The organism is Rhodococcoides trifolii (genome assembly GCF_014635345.1).
GTDB classification, from domain to species: Bacteria; Actinomycetota; Actinomycetes; order Mycobacteriales; family Mycobacteriaceae; genus Rhodococcoides; species Rhodococcoides trifolii.
Map to the genome: position 1 here is coordinate 196,559 of NZ_BMCU01000005.1, position 22,789 is coordinate 219,347.

Sequence of the window (22,789 nt, forward strand, 5' to 3'; positions counted from 1 at the left end):
GTATCGGTACCGAATATGAACACGAAACAAACTGATGGACAATACATCTCGATGCCAAAGGTGACAGGAAACGACATGACGTCCCAGACCGAGGGAAAAGCAGTGGAGGTCGATTCCGTCTGCAAATCGTTCGGGACCGTCGACGCCTTGCAAGGTCTCACCTTCTCGGCGGACGTCGGGTCGGTTTTGGGTATTCTGGGCCCGAACGGAGCCGGAAAAACGACGGTGATCGACATTCTTTGCACGTTGTCGACAATGGATTCGGGTAAAGCAACCGTTTGCGGATTCGACGTTGCCACCCACCCTGCGGCCGTGCGCGAGCGAATTTCGATGACCGGTCAATACGCCGCGCTGGACGAAACATTGAACGGCCGCGAGAACTTGATCTTCTTCGGCGCGATGATGGGCCTGCGCACCCGAACAGCCCGCACTCGCGCAGATTACTTGTTGGAACGTTTCGATCTGACCGATGCGGCGTCGCGAGCGGTGTCCACGTATTCCGGCGGAATGCGCCGACGGCTCGACATTGCGTGCGGGTTGGTCGTCAAGCCGTCGGTCGTGTTCCTGGACGAACCGACGACAGGGTTGGACCCCCGCAGCAGAGGTCGGGTCTGGGATCTCGTCGAATCGCTGTCGCAGGACGGCATCACGACGATTCTGACCACCCAGTATCTGGACGAAGCAGACAGATTGAGCGACCGAATCGTCGTCGTCGACCATGGGCGCGTCGTCGCCGACGGAACCGCCGCCGATCTCAAAGCCGCCGTCGGCGACACCCGCTGCGAAGCATTGTTGGAGAACCCCGGCGACACCGACAGATTCGCCGCGCTTCTGCGCGACAAGTTCGGCGAGTCAGCACTGACCGAAACCGCCGCGGGCGTCGTTCGGATGCGCGCTCCCGACGGGGTCGACACCATGTCGCAGATCATCGAGTGTGCGGGTATCGCGTCGATCCGGTTGCGTGACATCGGTCTTCGTAACCCGTCGCTCGACGACGTCTTCCTGACCCTGACCTCGCCGGCCGCCCCGTGACAGCCATGACGTGGCCCGACACCGCTCGTCTCGCGGACCGTCGGGGGACCCGCGCGGCCGTGCGGCAGACGGTCGCCATGACCACCCGCGCACTGCGTTCGGCGTGGACGCAGAACGAGTTCGTCGTCGCGCTCGTCATGCCTGCGGTGTTCGCACTCGGGCTGTACCTACCGCTTCGGACACTGATGGAACAGCGCGGTCTCGACTACGCCCAGTTCCTGGTTCCCATCATCGTTCTGCAGACGGCCGCATTCACCGCGGTCAGCGCGGCGCAGCGTTCGGCGCTCGACGCCATGCGTGGGATGAATCGGCGTCTGTCCACCATGCCGATGCACCCGCTGATCCCCCTGCTCTCACGCACCGTCACCAACGGTGTGCGGTCCTTCGTATCGATCCTCGCGGCGATCGCCTACGGCTATGCCCTGGGATTCCGATTCACCAGCGGATTCGGAGGTGGGGTTGCGTTCGTGGCGTTCGCACTCCTGGTCTCGGCCGTGCTCTCGCTCGGTGCGGACGCGCTCGGGTTGATTGCGCGCAGCCCGGAGGCCACGTCTCAGCTGCTCGTGCTGCCGCAACTCGTACTCGGACTTCTCTCGACCGGGTTCTCCCCCGAGTCGTCGTTCCCGGCGTGGGCTCGCGGGTTCGCACGCAATCAGCCCGTATCGCACTTCGCCGCCGTCATGCGCGGATTTGCCGACGGGTCCCTGACATCGGCGACGGTCGTGCCCGCGGCACTGTGGTTGCTCGGTCTGCTCGCCGCGTTCACCCCGCTTGCTCTGTACGCACAGAGGCATCGGCGATGAGCAACGACCTGACCTTCGACCGACGAGACGGCTTCTCCCCGGAGTCGAGCGCTCGATCGTTACGACGCGCGTCCGGTGTGCAGTGCCGACGAATCCTTGTCGGTTGGTCACGCGATCCGGTCACCTTGTTGCAAGCGCTGGTCTACCCGGCACTCATGGTGTTTCTGTTCTGGCTGGTGCTGGGCAGCACGCCGAACTCGGGCGCACCGAGTTCGTACGGCCTCGTTCCGATGGTTGCCCTCGTCGGTGCGATGTCGGGCGCGTCGATCAGTGGACTCGGACTGCAGCGCGAACGCGACAACGGCCAGCTGGCCAAGATGTGGGCCCTTCCGGTGCATCGGTCCTCGGCCATGGTGGGCCGCCTGTGCGCCGAGTCGATCCGCATCCTCGTCACCGTCGCCTTCGTGCTGCTGGTCGGTGCCGTCGTCGGTTTCCGGATCGACACCGGCGTTCCCGGCGGACTTGCCGTACTGGCCATTGCGCTCGGCTTCGGCCTGTCGTTCTCGGTCATGATCACGGCGTTCGCGCTGCTCGCCGGCGACACTCGCATCGTCGAGTGGACAGCCATCGGCACCAACGTCGCCCTGTTCTTCAATTCCGGTTTCGTTCCCGTTGCCTCGTATCCGTCGTGGCTGCAACCGATCATCGAATATCAACCTCTGAGTTGCGCGGTCGACGCGATCAGAGCGGTGGCGGCCGGCCTCGACGTGACGAAGCCCCTGCTGCTCACGGCCGCATGGTCGGTCGGTGCCGCGCTGGCCTTCGCTCCCGCCGCAATCCGGGGGTACCGCGCGGCAGTCGTGAGGTGAGGTCTACACCCAGAACACTCGGTGCTTCAGGCTGCCTTTGATGCGCCCCAGTAAATTTCCCGCGTAGAAGATCCACCGCCCGCGTGACAAGCGCGTGATGAACGTCGGCAGCAGAGGATTGCGGAGCAACACCAGAAGAGTCACGTCGATCAGCGCGATCACCGGCTTTCGAGGCATCCCGTAGTGCCGGTAGTCGGAGTACAGCATCGCGTCGCCTTCGCCGCACATCACGGACTGCCGCCACAGGCCGATCTCCGTATCTCGCAATCTGTAGGCCACGAGCGCACGCGGAGCGTGGGTCAGCGTCCAACCCGCGAGCTGCAGCCGGAAGCTCAGGTCCGCATCTTCGGCACCGCGATCGTAGGACTCGTCGAACCCACCGACCGATGTGTAGGCATCACGCCAGACGCCGAAGTTGGCGCCGCACACCACCGGAAGATAGTTCCACCACTCGTACGGTGTGTCCGGGTCGATCATCGTGCGCCAGCGTTGCACGGTCGCGGAGTTGAGCGAGCGTGTCTCGAGTGCTCCCGACACCACGTCGTGGTGGCGTGCGGCAGCGGTCAGCTCCTGGAGCCAATCGGGATGCACTGCGTCGTCCGCATCGCAGAAGGCAAGGAAATCTCCCGACGCGATACGAGCGCCGGTGTTGCGGGCGAACGACGCGCCCTGTCGGCCACTCGCATCGACGTACCGGACTGGGTGGCCCGACACGGCGGTTTTCAGGCCGTCCGTCGATCCGTTGTCGCACACCAGAATCTCCACGTCACCGTCGTACGTCTGCTCGGCCAGTGCAGTGAGTTGGGTACCGATCGTATGTGCCGCGTTGTGTGCCGCGATGACGACCGATACCGATCTCGGGCGTCCACGGGTCACCGAACCAACCTCGCCCGCCTGAGCACTCGGTCCGGGATCTTGCCCGTCTCACCTCGCATGGATGCACGTAAACCAGACCCGGTCAGATACATTCGGGCAATTCGCCGAGTCCCGAACGCAAAGACGCCCAGCCGGGTGAACATGTCCTTGAGGATGGACACCGCACACCACAGGGGTTCCGACCGTCCGTATCGGCGATACACGGTCCACCGGTTCCGCATGATGTAGTAATGCCGAAAGGCCGCGTCCTCGCGAAACTCGAACGCGCCCATAGACCCTCGTAGGATCCAGCGCAGCGGGCGCGGGGCCACCCACCGTCGAGGTTGACCCATCAGGTGTTCGATTCCCCCACCGGGGATGACCAGCGCGTGCCCGCCGTGCGCCCGCGCCCTGAGGTAGAACTCGGTCTCGACGCAGTCGATGAACAAGCCCTCGTCGAACAACCCGACCTTCTCCAGCAGCGATCTCGTGATCATCAGACCCGACTGGATGGGCTCGAACGCCAACGTCAAACCCTTGTGCGCGAACCAGAACGGCGCAACCAAATCGTTGATGGTTGCCGCCGACGCCATCACGTCCGTCAGCTCCAGCGACTCCGCGAGGTCGAGGTGTCTGCAGCCGCGCTCGACATAGTCGCCGCCGATGATCGTGTCCTGATCCAACGTCAACACGACGTCCGCGCCCGCCGCCAGTGCGTGCGTGACACCCCGGTTGAGGGCTCGCGCGATGCCGCCGTTGTCTTCGGATTCGATCACGGTCCATCCTCGGGATCGGCAGTCCGCCAACGTGTCCGACACGTCCGTCGGGGACCCGTCGTCGACGATCACGACGGCGTCGACCTGCTTCTCGGCGGCGACGCAGGTCTCGACCAGACTGATCCCGGGGTTGAACGCGGTCACCACCGCGAACACCGAGCGCGTCATCGCGTCACCGACTGTGCGAGCACCGGCCACGCCTTGTGCAGTTGGTCCTGCCAGTAGAGCCAGGAGTGGGTGCCGTCACCGGGAAGGTCGATCGTCGCCGGAATGCCGAGATCCCGCAATCGGTCTGCCATCGACACCGTGCAGTAACGGGTTGCCGCCTCGATGGCACCGCCCACCAGAATCTGGTCGAGCAGGGGCGGCGCTCCGGCGTGACGCGGGGCTTCCGGGGTGTCGAATCGGCCAGGAAGCCCACTACCGCTGGAGATGTAGAGCTCGGTACCCCGAAGCTCCTCGGCCCTCAGGTACGGATCGTGATCCAACCACGCCGGGGCGTTCGGGGGTCCCCACATGTTGTCGGCGTTGCCGCCGTTCGCCACTCGGACGACGCCCCGGATCGCCAGTTGGGCCTCTGGGGTGGCGGTGCGAGCGCACCCGCTGAGCGACGCGACACCGTCGTACAGCCCGGGTCTGTCGATCGCCAGGTCGAGCACCGACGTCGCCGACATCGATACTCCGGCAACAGCGTTGCGACCGTTCGTACCGAGCGCTCCGTTCACGACACCGGGTAGCTCGTCCGTCAGAAAAGTCGCCCACATCGGTTGTCCGACAACGGGATCGCGAGCAATCCAGTCGGTGTAGTAGCTTCCGAGACCCTGCGCCGGCGTGACGACGTTGACGTTCTTGTCGGCGAAGAAGTCGACGACGTCGGTCTGCGACTGCCAGTTCGCACCGTCCTCGCCGCCTCCTGCCCCGTTCAGCAAGTAGAGAGTGGGTGCGGGCGCGCCTCCGGCAGGGCGGATGACGTCGAGTGGGATTTCACGGCCCATGGCCGGGGAGTACACCGTCATGGTCCAGCGTGAGCCCTCGACGTGATCGAGCGAGGTCACATGTGCGTCGGCGCTCGCCGGGGTTGCCCCCAGCACCGACACAGCTGATGCCACGAGGGCGACGGCGAACATTCGAGCACCGAATGACCTCATGGGAGAACAGGTTACGCATACCCGAGCCGCTCACGCGAGATCGACGGAGCGGTACCGGGGACCGTTCCCGATCGACAGGACCAACCAGTTCGGTGCCCCGTTTCGGCGCTGACGAACGGGGCGACCGACCGCTACGACGTGTCAGGCCTTGACGATGGCGTCGAGCGCGGAATAGAAAATCCCGAGTCCGTCGTCGCTGGGCCCGGTCAGTGCCTCGGTGGCGTGTTCGGGGTGCGGCATCAATCCGACGACGCGTCCGTTCGCCGAGGAAATGCCGGCAATGGAGCGCTGAGAGCCGTTGGGGTTGTCACCGGCGTACCGGAACACCACCCGACCGTCGCCTTCGAGTTCGTCCAACACGGCCTCCGACGCCTGGAAGCGTCCCTCGCCGGATTTCAGCGGCACCAGGATCTCGGCACCGGACTCGTACCGCGACGACCACGCCGAGCCGGTGCTCTCGACCTTCAGCCACTGATCGCGGCAGATGAAGTGCAGGTTCTGGTTGCGGGTGAGCGCACCCGGCAGCAGACCGGCTTCGCACAGGACCTGAAAACCGTTGCAGATGCCCAACACCGGCATACCGGCCTGCGCAGCACGGATGACCTCGCCCATCACCGGAGCGAAGCGTGCAATCGCCCCGGCGCGGAGGTAGTCACCGTAGGAGAATCCACCGGGAACGACGACCGCGTCGACCTTCTTCAGATCCGCATCGCCGTGCCACAGCGACACCGCTTCGGCGCCGGCCGTCGTCACCGCGCGCGATGCGTCGATGTCGTCCAGTGTGCCGGGGAAGGTGATGACGCCGATGCGTGCGGTCACAGCCGCGTCACCTTCCACTCTTCGATGACCGTGTTCGCGAGGAACGACTCGGCGATGGTCGCGAGCTCGTCGTCACCGACGTTGTCGTCGACCTCGAGCTCGAACCGCTTGCCCTGACGGACATCCGAGACACCGGCGAACCCGAGACGCGGCAGAGCACCGACGATGGCCTGGCCCTGGGGGTCGAGAATCTCGGCTTTGGGCATGACGTCGACTACGACACGGGCCACGTGAGCGCTCCTGAAGGATCGGGGGATGACCTGTAGAGTTTACCGTCCCGGCGCATACTCGTAGACATGGAGCTGACTCACTTCGGACATTCCTGTGTACTTGCCACCATCGAGGGGGCGACGGTCCTCTTCGATCCGGGCTCCTTCAGCCACGGATTCGAGGGAATTACCGGCCTCGACGCCATCTTCGTCACGCACCAACACGCCGACCACGTCGACGTCGACCGCTTGCCCGCGCTCGTCGACGCCAACCCGAACGCTCGGTTGTTCAGCGATCCGCAGACCGCGGCGCAGCTGGGCGACGCGTGGACCGCGGTGAACGCAGGGGACGTCGTCACCGTCGGCGATCTGCAGGCCACGGGCGTCGGCGGCACACACGCCACGATCCATCCGGACATTCCGCTGATCGACAACGTCGGTTTCCTGCTCGGATCGGCCGACAAGCCCGGACAGCTGTTGCACCCCGGCGACTCGCTGTTCGTGCCCGATCAGCCGGTCGACGTGTTGGCTTTGCCCACCGGGGCGCCGTGGATGAAGGTGTCGGAGGGTGTCGACTTCCTGCGCGCTGTGAAGCCACGCCTCGCTTTCCCCATTCACGAGGCCGTCGTGGCGGAAGGTGCGCGACCGATCTACTTCGGCATGTTCGGCAACCTCGCCGACAAGGGCACGGAGTTCCGCCAGTTCTCGCAGGAGAACAGCCTGACCGTGTAGGCGCCTGCGGCACTCGGGTGCGGAAAAGCGTGCTGGAGGACTCTTTTTCACACCCGTGTGCCGAAGGCGCCTACCGCAGCGCCCTCCCCGCTGCCCGTCCGGAGAAGATGCACCCGCCGAGGAAGGTGCCCTCCAGCGAGCGGTAACCGTGTACGCCGCCGCCGCCGAACCCGGCGACCTCGCCCGCTGCGTACAGGCCGTCGAACACGGTTCCGTCGGACTTCAGCACCTGCGAGTTGAGGTTGGTCTCGAGACCACCGAGCGTCTTGCGGGTGAGCAGGTGCAGCTTGACCGCGATGAGCGGCCCCGACGCAGGGTCGAGCATCTTGTGTGGCGCAGCGATGCGAGCCGCCTTGTCGCCCTTGTAGTTTCGAGCGGCGTGAATGGCGGAGACGGACAGGTCCTTGCTGAAGTCGTTGTCCATCTCGCGGTCACGGGCCACGATCAGCCGCTCGATGTCCTCGAGCGCCAGATCTGTCTCGCCGATCTTGTTCATGCCGGCGACGAGATCGGACAGGGTGTCCGCGACCACGAAGTCCTCACCGCGCTGCTTGAACTTCTCGATCGGCTCCGGCGCTCCCGGACGTACTCGTTCGAGCAGTTTGCGGATGTCCTGCCCGGTCAGGTCAGGGTTCTGTTCTTGGCCGGAGAGTCCGAACTCCTTCTCGATGATCTTCTGATCGAGGATGAACCAGGTGTAGTCGTACCCCGTGGTGACGATGTGCTCGAGCGTGCCCAACGTGTCGAAACCCGGGAACAATGGCGCCGGGAGCTGCTTACCGGTGGCGTCCAACCAGATCGACGACGGTCCGGGCAGGATGCGGATGCCGTGGTTGGGCCAGATCGAGTCGTAGTTGGTGATGCCCTCGGTGTAGTGCCACATCCGGTCCGGGTTGATGATGTTGCCGCCCGCCGCTTCGGTGATGCCGAGCATGCGGCCGTCGACGTGCGCGGGGACTCCGGTCAGCATGTGCTTGGGTGGCTTTCCCATGCGCTTCGGCCAATTCTTTTGTACCAGTTCCCAATTGGCACCGATGCCGCCGGACGTGACGATCACCGCTCCCGCCGAGAACTCGAATTCCGCCACCCCGACGCGCGACGACGGAACTCCGTTCGCAACGGACGACGGTTCGAGCACCGTCCCCCGCACACCGGTGGCCGCTCCGTTCGTCCGCACGATCTCGTCCACCTGGTGACGATGCGCGAGGGTCACCAGACCGGTGGCGACACCCTCGCGAACGATGCGCGAAAAGACCTCCACCAGAGCGGGACCGGTCCCCCAGGTCAGATGGAATCGCGGTACCGAGTTGCCCGGACCGGTTGCTCCGTATCCGCCGCGCTCGGCCCAGCCGACCAACGGGAAGACCTTCCATCCGCGTTCGCGCAGCCAGCTGCGCTTCTCCCCCGCCGCGAACGACACGTAGGCCTGCGCCCACTGCCGAGGCCAGTAGTCCTCGGCACGGTCGAACCCGGCCGTGCCCATCCAGTCCTGGAGGGCGAGGTCGTACGAGTCCTTGATTCCGAGCCGGCGCTGCTCCGGGGTATCGACGAGGAACAAGCCGCCGAAGGACCAGAACGCCTGACCACCGAGGTTGTTCGCGTTCTCTTGGTCGACCAGGATGACGCGTTTCCTTGCTTCGACGAGTTCCGCGGTGGCCACCAGGCCCGCCAGTCCGGCTCCGACGACCACGACGTCCGCTGCGCGAGTGTTCATGTGACCACGGTAACTCACTCCCATCGATCTCGATACCGTCGGTATCGAGAGTATGGTTCGCCGGGTGACCTCTCGAACTACCGTCAGCCGCCCCCCACGAGCGCAGGTCCGCGAGCGAATTCTGGTGGCCGCCCTCGCCGAGTTCTCGGTCCGGGGCTTCGACAGCGCCACTCTCGACGCCATTGCCGTGGCCGCCGGATTCACCAAGGGTGCGGTCTACTCCAACTTCGGGTCGAAGGAGGATCTGTTCTACGCGTTGATGGACCAGCAGATCGACACCCGGTCTCAGCTGGTCGCGGACGTTCTGGCGAACCTCCCGGCCGACGCATCCGACGCACGGACCGCGCTCGGAACGCGGCTGACCGGTGCCATCGTCGCCAACCGTGAGTGGCAACTGCTGTTCATGGACTACTGGGCGCGCGCGCTTCGCGACCCCGACGTCGGCGCACGTTTCGCCGACCATCGCCGGCAGGTCCGTGCATCCATTACCGAGGCCGTGCAGCAGGCGCTGTCGTCCACCGTCACGACGGATGTTCCCGCCGAATGGGTCACGTTCGTTCTGCTGGGCCTCTCGAACGGCCTCGCCATCGAGGAATTGGCCGAACCCGGCGTCGTGCCGGTCGAATTGATCGGCGAAGTGTTGGGACGACTCGTCACCGTTGGATGACGCATGTGGCCTCGACAACCACCGCGCACCGATACCATCGGCCAGATGGTGCCGACATCGACTCTCCGCGCCCGCTTCGCCGCCTCGCTGTCCGCGATGTACGGCCGGGAAGTCCCTGCGTACACCACGCTCGTCGAGGTCACCGAGGAGGTCAATCGCGATGTCATGCATCGCGACGGTGCCGATGCCGAGCGCCTCGGAACCCTTGCACGGGTGTCGGCCGAACGGCACGGCGCCATCCGTGTCGGCACTCCCAACGAGATGCGTTCCGTCGCAACCATCTTCGCCGCCTTCGGCATGTACCCCGTGGGGTTCTACGACCTGCGCGACGCGGCCACCCCGATTCCGGTGGTGTCGACGGCGTTCCGGCCTGTCGACCCGGACGAATTGTCGCGCAACCCTTTTCGGGTGTTCACCTCGCTCCTGGTGACCGACGATCGGCGCTTCTTCGGTCCTGAACTTCAGGAGCGCCTCGAGACCTTTCTGGACGAGCGCACCCTGTTCTCACCGGAACTTCTCGAGCTGGCCGAGCAAGGGGACCTCGACGACTCCGACGCGGACCGGTTCGTCGAACTCGCCACGGCAGCCTTCGAAATCGGCTCCGAACCGGTCGACCGCGAGTGGTACGACACCCTCGAGGCGGTGTCGTCGGTCGCGGCCGACATCGGCGGGGTGACTACCACCCATATCAATCACCTGACTCCGCGTGTCCTCGACATCGACGAGCTCTACACGAGGATGCAGGATCGCGGCATCGAGATGATCGATCGCATCCAGGGCCCACCGCGGACCGACGGCCCTGCAGTCCTGTTGCGTCAGACGTCGTTTCGGGCGCTCGCCGAACCCAGGACGTTTCGCTCCTCGGACGCAAGCGTGTACACCGACTCGCTGCGCGTCCGCTTCGGCGAGGTCGAGGCACGTGGGATCGCACTGACCGAGAAGGGTCGAACGATCTACGACGCCGACGGCGACTACCCGGACACCGAACCAGAGCTGGCTGCGCAGGACATCGGCTACTTCACCTACTCGATGAATCCCGACCGGCCGCAGGACGATCGACCGGCGGACCTGGCGACGGCGATCCGGGGCGGGTGGCTGATCCCGAATCCCATTGTCTACGAAGATTTCCTGCCCGCCTCGGCCGCTGGGATCTTCCGGTCGAACCTCACCGGGGACGGCGCCAAGGACGACGCGAAGCAGGGCTCACCGTGGTCGGTCGACAGGATGTCCGAGGTGATCGGCCGTACCGTGGCCGATCCACACGACCTCTATCGGGCGCAGTCGACGGCGTCGCTTCAAGCGATGTTGCGCGACGACACCCTCGGAAGCCACTCGTAGAGCGCCGATTCGGCGCCGTGGTACTGAGCGAGGTCGATTGCGTCGATCAGCGCCTGCCGTGGACCCGGCCGACCGACCTGCTTCGCACTGATGGCGAGCCGCACCACGCCGCCGCGGCGCGCCACTCGTCCGGCACCCATGACCAACGCGCGACACCACCAGGGTTCCGTCGTGCCGGGTTCCCAGACGTAGCCGCCGGAACCAGCGCCGAAGCCTTCACCGATTCCGAAGACGCGCGAACGTACCGATGTTCCGCGCTCGAGGTCGTGGACGGCGGTAGCTCCAGCCAGCAGGCGGAAACCCGCTGCGGGGAGCGCGGATACGGCACCCGGTGACGCGATCCAGCGTGGGGCCGCGAACACCCGCGTGCGCAATCCGATCTCCTCCATCACGCGATCGGCGGCCGTGAGCCGCAACCGTGCTTCATGAGCGGGAAGGGTGGCGAATTCGGCGCGGCGACGCTTGGTGGCGGCCTGGTCGTAGCCGTGCAACACGATGGCGTCACCGGCCTCCTTGCGCTCGCGCAACCAGTCCTGAGTCTGCGAATCTTTCGTCAACCGGTACTTGTCCTTGAGGCGAGGCGCCACCAGGAGGGACAGCCGGACACCCTTGTTCGACAGCTCGGAGGCGAACTCGGCAGCTGCGTCGCGTGTCTCGTCGCGGATTCCCGACACGGAGACGATCAAGCGGGCAGGCCGGAGGCCGGTCGGAGTGACAGGTGCAGGCCGGAGGCCGGTCGGAGTGACAGGTGCGCTCATACGAAAACCGTCGCACACCAGGGTGTACGACGGTTTCTGTCGATGTTGACTCCAGCTGAACTCAGAGCGTCCGGACGGGGAGCACCTTGTCGATCGCGGCGATGATCTCGGGAGCGTCGGGCTCGGTCCGGGGGCGGAACCGCCCGGCAACCGTGCCGTCGGGAGCAATGAGGAACTTCTCGAAGTTCCACTGAATGGCGCCGGCTTCGCCGTCTGCGTCGGGAGTCTGCGTCAACTCTGCGTACAGCGGGTGTTGATCGTCCCCGTTGACGTCGACTTTCTCCATCAAGGGAAAGGTGACTCCGTACGTGGTGGAGCAGAAGGTTTCGATCTCTTCCGCCGAGCCCGGTTCTTGGCCACCGAACTGATTGCAGGGCACTCCGATGACCGTGAGGCCCCGGTCGGAGTACTCCTTGGCCAGCTGCTCGAGCTTGGTGTATTGCGGGGTCAGGCCGCATTTCGAGGCCACATTGACCAGCAACACCGCGCGGCCGTCGTACTCCTCCAGGGAGGTCGGCGCCCCGCCCAGCGTGTTGATGCCGATGTTCTGCAGTTCAGTCATTGCGCCACCGTATCTGATGCCTTCCGGCCGGGCTCCGGCCAACCCGCAGCGGCAACGACGAACTGCCCGACAGGATCGCAGGGATCCTGTCGGGCAGACGGTCGGTTTTCGAAAGTCAGGCTTTGGTCATCTCCGGCTTCGATTCGGGCTCGCGTGCGGCGCCGTGACCGTCGTCGACCATGGTGGTCTCGTCGAACGGGAGCTTGCCGTCCAGAACGTCCTTGACTCGCTCGGCGTCGATCGTCTTCGTCCAGGTTCCGACCAGCAGGGTGGCCACGGCGTTACCGGAGAAGTTGGTGACGGCGCGGGCTTCGGACATGAACCGGTCGATGCCGACGATGAGGCCGATACCGTCGACCAGTTCGGGGCGGTGGCTCTGCAGTCCACCGGCCAGGGTGGCGAGACCGGCGCCGCTGACGCCGGCTGCACCCTTGCTGGCGATGATCATGAACAGCAGGAGCGAGAGCTGCTCCGGGATCGAGAGCGGCAGGTTCATGGCGTCGGCAATGAAGATCGAGGCCATGGTCAGGTAGATCGCGGTGCCGTCGAGGTTGAACGAGTATCCGGTCGGGACAACGATTCCCACGGTGGTGCGCTCGACTCCGACGTGCTCCATCTTGGCAATGAGTCGCGGCAGTGCCGACTCGGACGAGGAGGTGGCGACGATGAGCAGGTATTCACGGGCCAAGTACTTGACCAGCTTGAAGATCGACGTTCCGGCGACGAAGCGCAGGATCAGGCCCAGGAAGCCGAAGACGAAGATGGCGCAGGTGATGTAGAAGGCGAGCATCAGGGTGCCGAGCTGAATGACGGCGTCGAATCCGGTGGCGCCGACCACGCCGGCGATGGCGCCGAAGGCACCGATCGGGGCGAGCCAGAGGATGCCGGCGAGGATGCGGAAGACCAGCTTCTGGACGATGCCGATGCCACGAAGAAGCGGCTCACCCTGCTTGCCCATGGCCTGGATGCCGAAGCCGACGAGCAAGGCGACGAACAGTGTCTGCAGGACGCTGCCCTCGGTGAGCGACGACAGCAGGGACGTCGGAATGATGTCCTGGATGAAGTCGAGGGTCCCGCCTGCGCCCTCTGCTGCATCCAACGCCTTGTCGACTGCCGGGGTGGTGCCGGTCGGGATGTTCAGACCGGTACCGGGCTGAATGAGGTTGCCGACGACCATGCCGATGCCCAGCGCGATGGTGGACATCGAGAGGAAGTAGGCCAAGGCGAGGCCGCCGACTTTTCCGACGCTGGCAGCGGCGCGGACCGAGCCGATGCCGAGCACGATGGTGCAGAAGATGACCGGGCTGATCATCATCTTGATGAGGCTGACGAAGATCGTGCCGAGGACGGCCAGTTCGACGCCGACTCCCTTGGCGACGAGACCGACGATGACACCGGCCACGACCGCGATGATGACCGCGATGTAGAGCCAGTGGGTCTTGTCTCTCTTCTTCTTCACCGGCGGGTAGGCAGACCGGTCGTCCAGGCTGGAGCTCATGGGTGTTCCTTAGGATTCGAGGTGAAGCGGAGGAGCGTGAGGCGTGTCACGCTCGGTGTAGTCAAATACTCGCCCATCCAAGTGACCCGAGTCACCCATATGTAAATTTGTTTCACGAAACAGATCGGAGGAACAGATGGCTCGCGAATCGAGGAGCGTCGCCCGCCAGCTGTTCGTCTGGCAACTGGCCGCCATCGTCGTCCTCGTTGCACTCGGCGGCACCTTGGCACTGATCAACGAGCGACATGACAGCGACGCCGCCACGCGTCGGCAGGTCGTCGCCATCGCAGTCTCCCTCGCGTCGACGCCGTCGACGACAGCAGCAATCGAGTCCCCCGACCCCACCGCGCTGCTCCAACCGGTGACGGAGCAGATTCGCAAAGCCAACGACGTGGACTTCATCGTGGTGATGGCGCCGGATCGCACGCGATTCACCCACACCACCGTCGACCTGATCGGAAAACCGTTCACAGGCAACATCGACCGAGCCCTGGCAGGGGAGACGTTCACCGAGACCTATGTGGGCTCGCTCGGACCGTCCATTCGATCCGTCACGCCGGTGTACGACGGTGACCGAGTCGTCGGGTTGGTCTCGGCCGGGCTGACCCGAGAGAAGATCACCGACCGGTTCGTGTCGGGCCTGCCCGTGTTTCTCGGCGCCCTGGCCGGCGCACTGGCGCTGGCCGTCGTCGCATCGGGTGCGCTGAGCCGGCGGTTGCGTCGCCAGACTCTCGGAATGGCGCCCGACGAGCTGCGCCGGATGTACGAGCACAACGACGCTGTACTGCACTCGATCGGGGAGGGTCTGATCGTGTGGGATTCGGACGATCGGGCCGACGTGGTCAACGACGAGGCACGGCGACTGTTGAACCTGGCCGACGGACCGGTGAAGCGATCGGACCTCCCGGAATCGTTGCAGCAGAAAGATTCTGCCGGGATGCATCTGACCGACACCCGAATCCTGGTGGTCGACGAGGTGCCCGTGATGTGGCAGGGCCGGCAGCTGGGAACGGTCATGACGATCCGTGATCACACGGAGTTGCAGCGTGTCACAGGTGAACTGGACTCCATGACGACGTTCGCCGAGTCGCTGCGCTCGCAGGCTCACGAGTCCGCGAACCGATTGCACACGGTGATCACGATGGTCGAGCTCGGCCGGGCCGAGGAAGCGGTCGAGTTCGCGACCGCGGAGCTGGAACTCTCGCAACACTTGATCGATCGCCTGATGAACACCGTGACCGAGCCGGCTGTGGCCGCGCTCCTTCTCGGGAAGATCAGCCAGGCGGCGGAGCAGGGGGTGGAGCTGACGGTCACCGAGGACACCGCACTGGGCTCGACCGGATCGGATCCACGCGAATTGGTCACTCTGGCAGGCAATCTGATAGACAATGCCATCGACGCCTCCAAGGCGTCGGATCAACCCTGGGTGGAGGTGACGGTGCGCGAGCGTGACAGTCACCTCGTCGTGCAGGTCGCGGACAGCGGACCGGGAATGAACCCGGACGCACTCGGAGCAGCCCGTGCGCGCGGTTTCTCCACCAAATCCGGTTCGCGCGGACTGGGACTGGCGTTGGTCAGCCAGGTCGTCGCCCGCCACGGCGGCACTCTCACGGCCGAGAATTCCTACGGCTCAGTGGTGACGGCAACGATTCCTCTGGTCGGAGCGAAGCAGTGATCCGCGTTCTCATCGTCGAGGACGAACCCCTCATTGCCGAAGCCCACGCAACCTACGTCGGTCGCGTCACGGGATTCGAGGTCGCCGGCATGGTCCACACGGCGGCGGCGGCGATGCGCGCCGCAGCCAATGCGATTGCGGCCGATCGGCCCATCGATTTGGTGCTCCTCGACATCGGCCTCCCCGACGCGAACGGCGTCGATGTCGCGGCCGCCCTCGGTGGACTGCGGCCCGGTCCCGACGTCATCGCGATCACGTCCGAGCGCGACCTTGCCGTGGTGCGGTCTGCAGTCGCGCACGGGGTGGTGCTCTACCTGCTCAAACCCTTCACGTTCGCGGCGTTTCGCGACAAGCTCGAGCGCTACCAGGAGTTCCGCACTGCCTTGGCGAACAGCGACACCGCCGTCAGCCAACGCGACATCGACCGCGCGATGGCCTCCCTTCGCACTGCCGACGAGCGCGCCGCAGCTCCCAAAGGCATTGCTCCGCAGACACTCTCCGAGATCTCGAACACCGTCAAGTCTCGGCCCGAGGGCATGGGAGCGTCCGAGGCCGCCAAAGCGGTGGGCGTCTCGCGCGTCACCGCGTGGCGTTACCTCGAACGCCTGGCCGACGACGGGATAGTCGAACGGCACACCGAGTACGGGCGTGCCGGGCGACCTCAGATCCGCTACACCTGGCGCTGATCGAATTCCGGCCGGCCTCCGGCCTTCCCGCTAGGCCGCCCCGGTCCGCGCGATGATCCACGCGTACTCGAACGCCACCTCGCGCCACTTCTCGTACCGCCCGCTGACACCGCCGTGGCCCGCACTCATCTCGGTCTTGAGCAGTACCTCGGAATCCCCGGTCTTCGTCGACCGCAGCGCCGCAACCCATTTCGCGGGCTCAACGTAGAGCACTCGGGTGTCGTTGATGCTCGTGATGGCGAGGATGGCCGGGTAGTCCTTGGCCTCGATGTTCTCGTAGGGGCTGTAGGACTTCATGTAGTCGTAGATCTCTTTGCTCTCCAACGGGTTTCCCCATTCGTCCCACTCGATCACCGTCAGCGGCAGTGACGGGTCGAGGATGGAGGTCAGCGGGTCGACGAACGGCACGTTGGCGAGAATGCCCGAGAACAGCTCCGGCGCCAGGTTTGCCACCGCGCCCATCAGGAGGCCACCGGCGCTGCCACCGTCGGCCACCAGATGTTCGTTGTCGGCGCGACCGGCTTCGGTGAGATACTCTGCGGCAGCGACGAAGTCGGTGAACGTGTTCTTCTTCGTCGTCATCTTGCCGTTCTCGTACCACTGGCGGCCCATCTCACCGCCGCCGCGCACGTGGGCGATGACGAACACGATGCCGCGATCGAGCAGCGACAATCGTGCGACGGAGAACGACGGGTCCATGCTGGCCTCGTAGGAGCCGTACCCGTAGAGCAGTGTGGGCACCACACCCGTTGCCGGTACGTCCTTGCGGCTGACGACGGACAGCGGGATCTTCGTGCCGTCCTCCGCGGTCGCCCATTCGCGGCGTTGCTCGTACTTCGACGGATCGAAGTCGCCGAGTACGGGCTGCGACTTGCGCAGGATGCGCTCACCCGTGGCCAGGTCGTAGTCGTACACCTGCGACGGGGTGATGAACGAGGTGTATCCGAACCGCAGCAGCGGCGCAGTCCATTCCGGGTTCCCGCCCAGTCCGACGGAGAACAGTTCCTCGTCGAACTCGAGTTCGGTCACCTCACCGTAACCGTCGGGACCCAACGGCCACAGAGCAATACGAGTCAGCGCTTCGCGACGGTAGGACACGACGAGGTGGTCCGCGAACGCGTCGACCTCTTCTAGTCGGACGGTGTCGCGGTGCGGGATCAGCACCGTCATGTCGGTCGGGTCCGACACCGGAGCGTCGGCCAGGACGAAGTTCTCCGCCTTGATCCCGTCGACCACGTCGTTGTGGAGGATGACGAACCGGTCCTCCCCTCCGACGACGGCGTGCTCCGCGCTGTACTCGACGCCCTCTCGACGCGGGAGGATGACCTTGAATTCACCGGTGGGATCGTCGGCTTCGAGATACCAGCCTTCGGTGGTGACCTTGGATCCGACCCAAATCATCAGGTACTTGTCACTACGGGTGCCGCCGAACCCGACCCAGTACGCCTCGTCGGGTTCCTCGAAGACCTTGACGTCCTCGGACGCAGAAGTACCCAGCTTGTGTCGCCACACCTTGTCGGGTCGCCACGCCTCGTCGACGGTTTGGTAGAAAAGGTACTGCTGGTCGGTCGACCAGGTGGCACCGGGCGCGGTGTTCGGAATCTCGTCGGAAAGCATCTCGTACGTGCGAAGGTCCTTGACGCGCAACGTGTACCGCTCGTCGCCCGCAGTGTCCACGGAGTACGCGAGTAGGTGCCCGTCGTCGCTCACCGAGAAGGCACCGAGGGAGAAGAAGTCGTGTCCCTCGGCCTCGACGTTCGCGTCGAGCACGATCTCTTCCCCGGGAACGTCGGCACCGACGGCGAGGTCGGGTGGCGTCCAGTCGTCCGGAGAGTCGACGGGGCAGCGGCACTGCATGCCGTAGCTCTTGCCCTCGGTGGTGCGGCCGTAGTACCACCACGACCCGCGGCGAGTGGGTACCGACAGATCCGTCTCCTGCGTACGGGACTTGATCTCGTCGAAGATCTTGGTGCGCAACGGTTCCAGATCAGCGGTCTGCTGATCGGTGTACGCGTTCTCCGCTTCGAGGTAGGCGATCACCTCGGGATCTTCCTTCGCGCGGAGCCATTCGTAGTTGTCGACGAACGTGTCGCCGTGATGCGTCCGCTCGAGCGGCACGGTCTTTGCGATCGGAGGTGTGACGGTCATGGTGTAACCCAATCGTTGAAGTTCAGGCCCGAAATGCGTTCGTAGGCTTCGATGTAGCGCGCGCGGGTTGCGTCGACGATGTCGGCCGGCAGCGGAGGCGGAGGCCCGTCACCGGCTCGGTCCCAACCCGACTCCCCCGTGAGCCAGTCGCGGACGAACTGCTTGTCGAAGCTGGGCTGCACTCTGCCCGGCTCGTATCCATCCGCGGGCCAGTAGCGTGACGAGTCGGGTGTCAGCACCTCGTCGGCAAGGACCAAGGTGCCGTCGGCGTCGACACCGAACTCGAACTTGGTGTCCGCCAGTATGATTCCGCGGGTCGCGGCGTAACGCGCTGCGCGCTCGTAGATGTCGACGGTGGCGGTCCGGAGGTTCTCGGCCAGTTCGGGACCCAGTGCGTCGACCACCGCAGCGAAGTCGACGTTCTCGTCGTGATCACCGAGTTCGGCCTTGGATGCAGGGGTGAAGATGGGCTCGGGCAGCTTGCTCGCCTCGACCAGGCCGTCCGGAAGCGACACCCCACAGACCGAGCCTGTGGCCTCGTAGTCGGAGAGCCCGGACCCGGTCAGGTAGCCGCGCGCCACACACTCGATGGGCGCCATCTTCAGGGTCCGCACCACCAGCGCACGCCCGAGCAGATCCTGTGGAATGCGCTCGTCCTCGGCATCGCCGGCGAGATGGTTGACCCCCCCGAGCAAATCGAAGAAGAAGACGCTCATCGCCGTCAGGACGCGACCCTTGTCCGGGATCGGCGTGGACAGGATGTGGTCGTAGGCCGAGATGCGGTCACTGGCCACGAGGAGGAGATGGTCGTCGTCGACGCGATACAGATCGCGGACCTTACCGCCCGCTACATGCGGGTACTGCGAAAGTGGGGGACGCACGAGAGTCCACCCTAATCAAGGTTGCGGATACGTCACGCGCGCCCGTCATACTGGTAGCGATGGCAACGAACGCTGATACCAAGGTCGACGTGGGCTTCCGCTCCGAGCGGGGCCCCATCCTGATCTCACTGATGCTCGGCACGTCACTGGTCGCGCTCGATTCGACGATCATCGCAACCGCTGTCCTGAGCATCGTCGACGACCTGGGCGGCTTCTCGCAGTTTCCGTGGCTCTTTTCCATCTACCTTCTTGCTCAGGCGGTGTCGGTCCCGTTGTACGGCAAGTTCGCCGACATCTTCGGCCGCAAGCCCGTGATGCTGTTCGGGATCGCGTTGTTCGCCGTCGGGTCGATCCTGTGCGGATTTGCCTGGAGCATGCCGGCCCTCATCGCCTTCCGCGCTGTTCAAGGCCTCGGCGCCGGCGCGGTGCAACCGATGTCGATCACCATCGCCGGGGACATCTACACGATCAAGGAGCGAGCCAAGGCCCAGGGCTACCTCGCGAGTGTCTGGGCCATCTCGTCCGTACTCGGGCCCACGCTCGGCGGTGTGTTCTCCGAGTATCTGACCTGGCGCTGGATTTTCTTCGTCAACATCCCGCTGTGTGCGGTGGCTGCGTGGATGCTGATGCGCAACTTCCACGAGTCGGCAGTGCGCGATCGTCCGAAAATCGACTACGCCGGCGCCGCCGCGCTGACCATCGGTGCCGCCGCCATCATTCTGGGCCTGCTCGAAGGCGGGCATTCGTGGGCGTGGTGGTCACCGATCGGCGTCGGCATCTTCGTCCTCGGCGTGGCGTCCTTGGCGTTGTTCACCTGGATCGAATCCCATACCGACCACCCCATCCTCCCGCTGTGGGTCCTGACTCGTCGACTGTTGATCGTGAGCAGTGCGCTGTCGTTGCTCATCGGCGCCCTGGTGCTCGGCCTCACGACCTACGTTCCGACCTACGTTCAGGGCGTGTTGGGCACCGGCGCCATCGTGGCCGGATTCGCGCTGGCCACGCTGACGTTGGGGTGGCCGATCGCCGCGTCGCAGTCCGGCAAGATCTACCTGCGCTTCGGTTTCCGGACCACCGCTCTGGTGGGCGGTGCCTTCACCGTGCTCGGCGCCGGCTCGGCTGTCCTGATCACCGGAGACGCGCAGGTGTGGCAGGTCGGGGTCGTGTGCTTCGTGACCGGCATCGGACTCGGCCTCGTCGCGAGCCCGACGCTCATCGCGGCGCAGTCGAGCGTCGACTGGAGCGAACGCGGTGTCGTCACCTCGACCAACCTCTTCGCCCGGTCCATCGGTAGCGCGGTGGGCGTGGCGATCTTCGGCGCCGTGGTGAATTCGCGCGTCGACACCACGGGCAATCCCCCGCCCGACCAACTGGCCGACGCAATCCATCTGGTCTTCCTGGGAGTAGCGGGCACGGCGGTGTTGATGTTGCTGCTGGCCCTCCTGCTGCCCAAGAAGAAATCTTCGGTGTAATGGCGTGCGCTGAGCGCACGTGTCAGCACCCGATTGCCAGACAAATCTTTTGCTACGGCGGCTTCCGGTCGCTCGGTCAGGCAGCGAGCCGTTCGGTGCCATCGCATGCGCCAAGCGCACGTGGCTACACCGAAGTTGTTCTCAGAGAATCGGCGACGGCGTGTACTTCGCCGCTTCCGGGTACTGCGCCACCAGATCCTCGACCGCAGCAACCACGGCAGCCACCTGAGATTGCGCTGCCCCGACGAACGCGGACTTGTCCTCCAGCGCTGCGTCCAATGCGGCCCGGTCCAGAGGTAGCCGATCGTCCGCCGCCAAGCGGTCCAGCAGATCCGGCTCGCGACCCTCTTCACGCATGGCCAACGCCACCTTCACCGCGTGCTCCTTGATGGCTTCGTGCGCGGTCTCGCGCCCTACTCCGGCACGGACCGCCGCCATCAGGACGCGGGTCGTGGCCAGGAACGGTAGGTAGCGATCGAGTTCACGAGCAATGACGGCCGGGTACGCGCCCATTTCCGCGAGCACGGTCAAGAATGTCTCCATCATTCCGTCGATCGCGAAGAACGCGTCCGGCAGCGCGACGCGGCGGACGACGGAACAGAACACGTCGCCTTCGTTCCACTGCGCGCCGGCCAGCTCCGCGGCCATCGATCCGTACCCCCGCAGGATGACCTGCAGTCCGTTGACGCGTTCGCACGAGCGGGTGTTCATCTTGTGCGGCATGGCCGACGACCCGACCTGGCCCGGCTGGAACCCCTCGGTGACCAGCTCGTGCCCGGCCATCAACCGGACGGTGTGCGCGAACGACGAAGGTCCGGCGCCGACCTGGACCAGTGCGGACACCACGTCGTGGTCGAGCGAGCGTGGGTACACCTGCCCGACGCTGGTCAGCACGTGCGCGAAGCCGAGGTGCTCGGCGACCTTCGACTCGAGGAGCTGCAGTTTGGCAGCGTCACCGTTCAGGAGATCAAGCATGTCCTGCGCCGTTCCCATCGGGCCCTTGATACCGCGCAACGGGTACCGCGCGATCAGCTCGCGCACGCGTGTCAGGGCCACCAGAAGCTCGTCGGCCGCCGACGCGAACCGTTTGCCGAGCGTGGTGGCCTGCGCCGCAACGTTATGGCTGCGGCCGGCCATGACGATGCCGCTGTACTCGGCGGCGCGCTCGGCCAGCCGCGCCGCGACGGCAACTCCGTGGCTGTGGACATGTTCCAGGGAGCGCAGAATCTGCAGCTGCTCGACGTTCTCGGTGAGGTCGCGGCTGGTCAGCCCCTTGTGCACCTGCTCGTGTCCGGCGAGTGCGTTGAACTCCTCGATGCGCGCCTTGACGTCATGCCGGGTCACCCGTTCGCGAGCCGCGATGGACTCGAGGTCGACGTCGCCCAGCACCCGCTCGTAGTCCGCGATGGCGTCGGCGGGAACGTCGACACCCAGCTCCGCCTGCGCTCGCAACACTGCGATCCACAGCTGACGTTCGAGCACGATCTTGTGTTCGGGTGACCAGAGATCCACCAACTCGGCGCTGGCGTAGCGGGTGGCAAGGACATTCGGGATACGGCTCACAGCTGGGAAGTTTACGGCTGCAGCAGCGGTGCCTCGTGGTCGACCAAACCGAGCAGCACTTCGCGGACGCGTTCACGAGGATCGGAGTCCACGTCGCCGAGCGCGCCAAGGATCACCCCGTCGACCATCGCGAGCATCTTGCGCGCACCGGCCCGGCTGATGCAGCGACCGGCCCGATCGAGTGCGTCGACGAGGAGGGTCTCCATGTCGGTCCGGAGCTGCCGCTGAATGGTTCGCAGCTCGGGATGACGAGCCGACGCGATGAACCGTTCGTATCGCGCGATCAGCAGGTCTCTGCGGCTGTCGTCGGTGTCGGGTCCCACCACGAGATCGACCATCAACTCCACGGTCGCTTCCGCACCCCGGGCGCGAGGAGTGATCGTGCAGAGACGGTTCCGCACGATTTCGAGCTCACGTGCGCCGTTGAGTTCGACTGCGCGTGCCACGAGGTCGTCGAGCGAATCGAAGTAGTAAGTGGTCGACGCCAGCGGCAGGCTCGCGCGAGCGGCGACGCTGCGGTGTCGCACCGCGTCGTATCCCCCCGCGAGCAGAAGGTCGGCCGCCGCCGTGATCAAGGCTTGCCGACGCCGTTTTCCCTTCGGCGTCGCCCTCGTCGCGGTACCTGCTGGCATGGGAACACATGC

The 22,789-nt window shown here is 65.3% G+C and carries 22 protein-coding genes; 9 read left to right on the forward strand and 13 right to left on the reverse strand.

The genetic code is table 11. The annotated features are described in order from the left end of the window. The first annotated feature begins 75 nt into the window (after positions 1-75). The 3 genes from IEW02_RS20745 to IEW02_RS20755 are packed head-to-tail and all read left to right on the forward strand — an operon-like array spanning position 76 to position 2,644. Positions 76-1,032, forward strand: a complete 957-nt coding sequence (locus IEW02_RS20745) for an ATP-binding cassette domain-containing protein (RefSeq protein ID WP_188546800.1) — start codon at positions 76-78, stop codon at positions 1,030-1,032. Between the two features lie 5 nt (positions 1,033-1,037). Further along, positions 1,038-1,835, forward strand: a complete 798-nt coding sequence (locus tag IEW02_RS20750) for an ABC transporter permease (RefSeq protein WP_188546801.1) — start codon at positions 1,038-1,040, stop codon at positions 1,833-1,835. After that, on the forward strand, positions 1,832-2,644 hold the full coding sequence (locus tag IEW02_RS20755) for an ABC transporter permease (protein WP_188546802.1): 813 nt from the start codon (positions 1,832-1,834) through the stop codon (positions 2,642-2,644). The genes IEW02_RS20750 and IEW02_RS20755 overlap by 4 nt, the downstream gene beginning before the upstream one ends. Positions 2,645-2,647: 3 nt before the next feature. On the opposite strand, the gene IEW02_RS25215 is transcribed toward IEW02_RS20755, so the two are convergent. The 5 genes from IEW02_RS25215 to purS all read right to left on the reverse strand — a co-directional run bounded on the left by IEW02_RS25215 (position 2,648) and on the right by purS (position 6,472). Beyond that, positions 2,648-3,520: a glycosyltransferase family 2 protein gene (locus tag IEW02_RS25215; RefSeq protein WP_229746198.1), complete on the reverse strand. Its 873-nt coding sequence runs from the start codon at positions 3,518-3,520 to the stop codon at positions 2,648-2,650. Further along, the gene (locus tag IEW02_RS25220; protein WP_229746199.1) at positions 3,517-4,443 is read right to left on the reverse strand and encodes a glycosyltransferase; all 927 of its coding nucleotides are present in this window, start codon (positions 4,441-4,443) and stop codon (positions 3,517-3,519) included. The genes IEW02_RS25215 and IEW02_RS25220 overlap by 4 nt, the downstream gene beginning before the upstream one ends. After that, on the reverse strand, positions 4,440-5,423 hold the full coding sequence (locus IEW02_RS20765) for an alpha/beta hydrolase (RefSeq protein ID WP_188546803.1): 984 nt from the start codon (positions 5,421-5,423) through the stop codon (positions 4,440-4,442). Before IEW02_RS20765 ends, IEW02_RS25220 begins: the two co-directional genes overlap by 4 nt. A gap of 141 nt (positions 5,424-5,564) precedes the next feature. Next, complete coding sequence (gene purQ, locus IEW02_RS20770) at positions 5,565-6,242, reverse strand: phosphoribosylformylglycinamidine synthase subunit PurQ (RefSeq protein WP_188546804.1); 678 nt, start codon at positions 6,240-6,242, stop codon at positions 5,565-5,567. Further along, the gene (gene purS, locus IEW02_RS20775) at positions 6,239-6,472 is read right to left on the reverse strand and encodes a phosphoribosylformylglycinamidine synthase subunit PurS (RefSeq protein ID WP_188546805.1); all 234 of its coding nucleotides are present in this window, start codon (positions 6,470-6,472) and stop codon (positions 6,239-6,241) included. Before purS ends, purQ begins: the two co-directional genes overlap by 4 nt. A gap of 66 nt (positions 6,473-6,538) precedes the next feature. Between purS and IEW02_RS20780 the strand changes: the two genes are divergently transcribed. Then, the gene (locus IEW02_RS20780) at positions 6,539-7,183 is read left to right on the forward strand and encodes an MBL fold metallo-hydrolase (protein WP_188546806.1); all 645 of its coding nucleotides are present in this window, start codon (positions 6,539-6,541) and stop codon (positions 7,181-7,183) included. Between the two features lie 70 nt (positions 7,184-7,253). Here the strand turns inward: IEW02_RS20780 and IEW02_RS20785 are convergent, their stop codons facing one another. Next, positions 7,254-8,897: an FAD-binding dehydrogenase gene (locus tag IEW02_RS20785; protein WP_188546807.1), complete on the reverse strand. Its 1,644-nt coding sequence runs from the start codon at positions 8,895-8,897 to the stop codon at positions 7,254-7,256. 64 nt (positions 8,898-8,961) lie between these two features. Here IEW02_RS20785 and IEW02_RS20790 point away from each other — a divergent pair, with 64 nt between their 5' ends. Beyond that, entirely contained in the window at positions 8,962-9,564 is a 603-nt protein-coding gene (locus tag IEW02_RS20790) for a TetR/AcrR family transcriptional regulator (protein ID WP_188546808.1), read from the forward strand. Between the two features lie 45 nt (positions 9,565-9,609). Beyond that, entirely contained in the window at positions 9,610-10,902 is a 1,293-nt protein-coding gene (gene hglS / locus IEW02_RS20795; RefSeq protein ID WP_188546809.1) for a 2-oxoadipate dioxygenase/decarboxylase, read from the forward strand. Here hglS and IEW02_RS20800 read toward each other — a convergent pair. From IEW02_RS20800 to IEW02_RS20810, 3 genes are all read right to left on the reverse strand, one after another. Further along, positions 10,860-11,660, reverse strand: a complete 801-nt coding sequence (locus IEW02_RS20800) for a DUF2334 domain-containing protein (protein WP_188546810.1) — start codon at positions 11,658-11,660, stop codon at positions 10,860-10,862. The two genes, hglS and IEW02_RS20800, sit on opposite strands and share 43 nt — an antisense overlap. Before the next feature lie 61 nt (positions 11,661-11,721). Continuing rightward, a complete protein-coding gene (locus IEW02_RS20805) occupies positions 11,722-12,222 on the reverse strand; it encodes a glutathione peroxidase (RefSeq protein WP_188546811.1) in 501 nt (166 codons plus the stop codon). A 115-nt stretch (positions 12,223-12,337) separates the two neighbouring features. Continuing rightward, on the reverse strand, positions 12,338-13,720 hold the full coding sequence (locus IEW02_RS20810; protein WP_188546812.1) for a cation:dicarboxylate symporter family transporter: 1,383 nt from the start codon (positions 13,718-13,720) through the stop codon (positions 12,338-12,340). A gap of 136 nt (positions 13,721-13,856) precedes the next feature. Between IEW02_RS20810 and IEW02_RS20815 the strand changes: the two genes are divergently transcribed. Together IEW02_RS20815 and IEW02_RS20820 are read left to right on the forward strand one after the other, a co-directional pair. Beyond that, positions 13,857-15,395, forward strand: a complete 1,539-nt coding sequence (locus tag IEW02_RS20815; protein WP_188546813.1) for a sensor histidine kinase — start codon at positions 13,857-13,859, stop codon at positions 15,393-15,395. Then, positions 15,392-16,081, forward strand: a complete 690-nt coding sequence (locus tag IEW02_RS20820; RefSeq protein WP_188546814.1) for a response regulator — start codon at positions 15,392-15,394, stop codon at positions 16,079-16,081. The genes IEW02_RS20815 and IEW02_RS20820 overlap by 4 nt, the downstream gene beginning before the upstream one ends. Positions 16,082-16,111: 30 nt before the next feature. On the opposite strand, the gene IEW02_RS20825 is transcribed toward IEW02_RS20820, so the two are convergent. Together IEW02_RS20825 and IEW02_RS20830 are read right to left on the reverse strand one after the other, a co-directional pair. Then, positions 16,112-18,229 carry a S9 family peptidase gene (locus IEW02_RS20825; RefSeq protein WP_188546815.1) on the reverse strand — a complete coding sequence of 706 codons (2,118 nt, stop codon included), beginning with the start codon at positions 18,227-18,229 and terminating at the stop codon, positions 16,112-16,114. Next, on the reverse strand, positions 18,226-19,110 hold the full coding sequence (locus tag IEW02_RS20830; RefSeq protein WP_188546816.1) for a phosphoribosylaminoimidazolesuccinocarboxamide synthase: 885 nt from the start codon (positions 19,108-19,110) through the stop codon (positions 18,226-18,228). The genes IEW02_RS20825 and IEW02_RS20830 overlap by 4 nt, the downstream gene beginning before the upstream one ends. A gap of 59 nt (positions 19,111-19,169) precedes the next feature. On the opposite strand from IEW02_RS20830, the gene IEW02_RS20835 reads away from it, so the two are divergent. Continuing rightward, on the forward strand, positions 19,170-20,582 hold the full coding sequence (locus tag IEW02_RS20835) for an MDR family MFS transporter (protein WP_188546817.1): 1,413 nt from the start codon (positions 19,170-19,172) through the stop codon (positions 20,580-20,582). 141 nt (positions 20,583-20,723) lie between these two features. On the opposite strand, the gene purB is transcribed toward IEW02_RS20835, so the two are convergent. Both purB and IEW02_RS20845 read right to left on the reverse strand, forming a co-directional pair. Beyond that, entirely contained in the window at positions 20,724-22,145 is a 1,422-nt protein-coding gene (gene purB, locus IEW02_RS20840) for an adenylosuccinate lyase (RefSeq protein ID WP_188546818.1), read from the reverse strand. Positions 22,146-22,156: 11 nt separating this feature from the next. Next, positions 22,157-22,777, reverse strand: a complete 621-nt coding sequence (locus IEW02_RS20845; RefSeq protein ID WP_188546819.1) for a TetR/AcrR family transcriptional regulator — start codon at positions 22,775-22,777, stop codon at positions 22,157-22,159. Positions 22,778-22,789: the final 12 nt, after the last annotated feature.